Source organism: Syntrophorhabdaceae bacterium, assembly GCA_036504895.1.
GTDB lineage: Bacteria > Desulfobacterota > Syntrophorhabdia > Syntrophorhabdales > Syntrophorhabdaceae > PNOM01.
In genome coordinates, this window is record DASXUJ010000026.1 from 1 (window position 1) to 3,101 (window position 3,101).

3 protein-coding genes are annotated in these 3,101 nt (G+C 48.3%); all 3 read left to right on the forward strand.

The annotated features are described in order from the left end of the window. Window positions 1–170: 170 nt before the first annotated feature. A complete protein-coding gene (locus VGJ94_03545) occupies window positions 171–950 on the forward strand; it encodes a class I SAM-dependent methyltransferase (protein HEY3275670.1) in 780 nt (259 codons plus the stop codon). Next, complete coding sequence (locus tag VGJ94_03550; GenBank protein HEY3275671.1) at window positions 941–2,005, forward strand: glycosyltransferase family 2 protein; 1,065 nt, start codon at window positions 941–943, stop codon at window positions 2,003–2,005. The genes VGJ94_03545 and VGJ94_03550 overlap by 10 nt, the downstream gene beginning before the upstream one ends. Before the next feature lie 111 nt (window positions 2,006–2,116). Next, a partial coding sequence (locus VGJ94_03555; protein ID HEY3275672.1) for a phosphotransferase occupies window positions 2,117–3,101 on the forward strand: 985 nt, incomplete at its 3' end.

Consider the following 3,101-nt stretch of genomic DNA (forward strand, 5'->3'; position numbering starts at 1 on the left):
TTGGAGTTATCATTGAGACCGCGTGGAGATGGCACTCCAAATAGCCGGACCTAATGAGTTAAAGGCCTCCTGTGGGGCATCAAATGGATAGGGAAGATCTCGACAAACTCGCGCGTGATACCCAATCCATGGGTTGGGAGCGCGCTCTTTTCGAGTTCAACAGGGTCCGTGTGTCGGAAGGAGCGGCTCCGGTCGACGATCCAAGGTGCAATGACTGGATCTGCTTGCTCCCCCATGGAAATTTCGGATCAGCGCTGGTGATCGGGCCAGGTTTCGGGGGAGTCCCCATTGCCCTGTCCCGAATGTATGAGGTGGTATATGTCATCGATGATGTCCTGCCCCGCCTGCAATTCCTGGAGGCACGAAGGAACGAGCAAGGGTTACATAATATTCACCTGATACTTTCGGACAAAAAATCACCCCTGCCTATTTTGCCGGGCTCCATCGATCTTGTCTCAATCTGTGACAGCGGATGGATCGATGAAGGGTTATCATTTGAGCTTGTGTCTGCCCAGATGCACCGGCTATTGAAAAATGGTGGCATTCTTTATTTTCTTGCCAAAAACAAAATGGGAATTCAAAATTTATGGCGGTCTCGAAGCGAACTCGAATCAAAAGCCCATTCCATGTCCGGCTATGTGAATGTTATGGAACGTGAGGGATTCTCTGAGATTGATTTCTACGCGCCGTTGCCTTTCTATGATGGAATTCCTCTTTTCTACCTTCCGCTGAATGATAAAAGGGCAATGCGATACTTCTTCGAGCATAATTTTCAATTATTCGAAATGGTTTCTCCCGAGGTGAAGAAGCAGTACGGGCTTCAATATACACTCGCGAAGACCGCGGTAAAGTGTGCTCTTCCATTGGGATTGACAGGACTTTCAAGGCATTTCCTTTCAGGATTTGCAGTTTTTGCGCGGAAAGGAGCCGGCACCGGACCATGGATATGAAAGAGATATCTGACTTGCCCATGGTCACGATAATCGTCCCCTGCAGGAATGAAGAGGAATTCATAGGACAATGTCTTGATTCGATCCTCGACAATGACTATCCGGCTGAAAAGCTCGAGATACTGGTCGTGGACGGCATGAGCGAAGATAGGACAAGAAGTATCGTTCGGGGATACACGGAAGAAGGACGGAACGTCAAGCTTCTGGATAATGTAAGGGGTATCATCCCTAGTGCCATGAATACGGGCATCCTGCGCAGTAAGGGCAGCATCATTATGAAAGTGGACGCTCATTCCGCGTACCCGAAAGAGTATATCGCCAGATGTGTGACGAATTTGATCACTTCCGGAGCAGGCAATGTGGGCGGCGTAGTCAAGGCCATACCCCGCAGCGATACCGTCATCGGCAGGGCTATAGTCCATTCTCTTTCCTCGCGTTTCGGGATTGGAAATTCAGCATTCAGGATAGGCTCCAAAGAGGCGCGCTTTTCCGATACCGCGTATAGCGGCTGCTACCAAAAGAAAATATTTCATGAGATCGGACTTTACGATGAGAACATAGAGCGGAGTGAGGATGTTTCGATTAATTCGAGAATTCTCGGCTCGGGCCGCAAAATCCTGCTTTTACCCGATCTCGTCATCACCTATAGCGCCCGCTCGACTATGAAGGATTTTTTGAAACACAATTACGATAATGGCTATTGGGTCACCTATCCTTTAAAATTCGGGTTGCGGCTGTTCTCGACGAGACACCTGGTGCCCCTGTTTTTCGTAGTGGGTCTCTTGCTCGCCATCGTGACCGTGTCCATGCCATCTTTCCATGGGGGTCTCAAATCCATACTTCTCGGAGGGTTCGGTTTTATCTTCGGTACGTATATATTTCTGGGTCTGCTCTTCTCCGCACAGGTGGCATTCCGTGAAAGAGAACCGACGATGGTATTAATAATGCCTCTGATCTATGCTTCTCTTCATCTGAGCTATGGTGCCGGATCACTTTACGGTTTGGCGGAGGTTCTCTTTCACGGCAGCGGCACACGGAAGATAGAAGCGGCCTGACTAGATCGATTATAGGAACCGATGCTGCCTTTACTCACTGAACAGCTCAAGCAAAACTGGACTTTCTATTTTCCCCGCCATAAAACCCCGGGCCGAATAAATTATATCCTTATGCCCGGATCGGTGGAAGGTGGAACCGCGACATGCCTGGGTTTTGTCAATGGTGAAAGCACTCCTGCATTTGCGGCAAAAATATTCAGAAATCCGGATGCGGGGGAGGAAGCGCGGGCGGAGAGAGATATCCTTAAGGGCATTCACGAACACTCCTCCGAAGTGGGACGGTCGGTGCCGCGGGTGATACTGTGTGAGAAGATCTCCGGAAGATGGGTTTTGGTAGAGTCGATTCTACAGGGCGCTCCGATGATGATGGATATGTCCCAGGACGGCTTTCCTTTAATTGAACAAGCGATACGCAACATGAAGCTCGCGAAAGACTGGCTGATTGAGTTCAACCGGGCACCCGCGAAAGATAAAGACGGCACTGAGGGAAGGATAGCTTCATTGGACGAAAAGATTAAGCTTTTTGTCGCGCGCTTCGGGCCATCGGAAAATGAGATAAGATTTCTGAATCGCATGAGGGACTCAGTTTCTCTCTTTGCAAGGGAGAGACAGGAAACATATATTCAACACGGCGATTTTTGCAGGCATAATATTTTAATTGAGGACCACGGTAAAAGTAACCGGATTAACGTAATAGACTGGAGTTTTTCGCGAGGCGGCTTATCTCCTTTTCATGATCTGTATTTCTTTCTAAGCACCTATTTTCTTCAAATGAGGAAGGAAAACGGCCTGTCCGGCTTCAAGAATGCCTTTAGAAACAGTTTCATCGACACGAATCGGTACAGTGGGCTGGTGCGGGAAATAATTGCAGATTATTGTGTCAAATTGAGCATCGAACCAGCGGTTGCCCCTTTTTTCTTCGGGTTGTTTCTTCTGGAGCAGACGCTTTTCGAATACAATCAGCTCGCCCGATGCCGCGGACAGGGAATAATACCGAGATTCAATATCTACCTCTCTTTGATCGGAAACAGGGGCTTTGGCGATGTAGATACCGAAATCTTATGGATTCATTTTTTTAAACTATTTATAGAACTCC

What these genes read in the sequence shown, in the direction of transcription:
- VGJ94_03550 (HEY3275671.1), top strand. Translation starts at nt 941, where the DNA reads ATGGATATGAAAGAGATATCTGACTTGCCCATGGTCACGATAATCGTC.